Origin of the sequence: Neobacillus paridis, from assembly GCF_016765675.1 — a bacterium.
Classification (GTDB): domain Bacteria; phylum Bacillota; class Bacilli; order Bacillales; family Cytobacillaceae; genus Neobacillus; species Neobacillus paridis.
Genome location: NZ_JAESWB010000061.1, coordinates 1 through 609, shown reverse-complemented (window position 1 = coordinate 609; position 609 = coordinate 1). Strand labels below are relative to the sequence as shown.

At 57.1% G+C, this 609-nt stretch carries 2 protein-coding genes; one reads left to right on the top strand and one right to left on the bottom strand.

Annotated elements, in window-relative coordinates; all coding sequences use genetic code 11:
• Positions 1-284: SDR family NAD(P)-dependent oxidoreductase (locus JK635_RS27925; RefSeq protein ID WP_498043853.1), on the bottom strand; the 284-nt coding region annotated here is incomplete at its 3' end.
• Between the two features lie 158 nt (positions 285-442).
• On the opposite strand from JK635_RS27925, the gene JK635_RS27920 reads away from it, so the two are divergent.
• The coding region (locus JK635_RS27920; RefSeq protein ID WP_202653000.1) for an FAD-dependent oxidoreductase at positions 443-609 on the top strand (167 nt) is incomplete at its 3' end.

The following is a 609-nucleotide window of genomic DNA, read 5'->3' as shown; positions in this document are numbered from 1 at the left end:
CCGGAGTTATTGACCAGGATATCGATCGGGCCGGCTTCAGTTTCGGCATGCGCAATCGCGGCCTTGATGCTGGCATAGTCGGTCACGTCCAGGCTCACGACATGCGCTGCGCCGCCATCGGCTTCGATCTCGGCCCGCAGTTCCTTCAGGCGTTCGATACGGCGTGACGCCAGGACAACCTGTGCTCCTCCCTGGGCAAGTACTTTCGCAAAGCGCGCACCCAGGCCGCTCGACGCGCCGGTGACCATGGCGATCTTGCCTTCGAAATTGAGTTCTATCCCCACAATTTTCTCCTTGAATTGTTTTACCTTGACGCTGGCGCTGGCCAAGCCGCTAAGATTACATGAAAGGCGGGCGTTTAGAGGCGCGCGTCTAGTATTCTGACGCAAAATCCCGGACAATTAGCACGCACGTTCGAAAATAAAGTAAAGGTAACGAGACCATGACGGAGAACCAGAGCATTCTTGAACAATACGGTCCGCGCGAAGCGATGGAGTATGACGTCGTGATCGTCGGCGGCGGACCCGGCGGCCTGTCGGCAGCTATTCGCCTGAAGCAATTGGCAGAGAAAAACGGCCGCGAGGTCTCGGTTTGCGTGCTGGAAAAAGG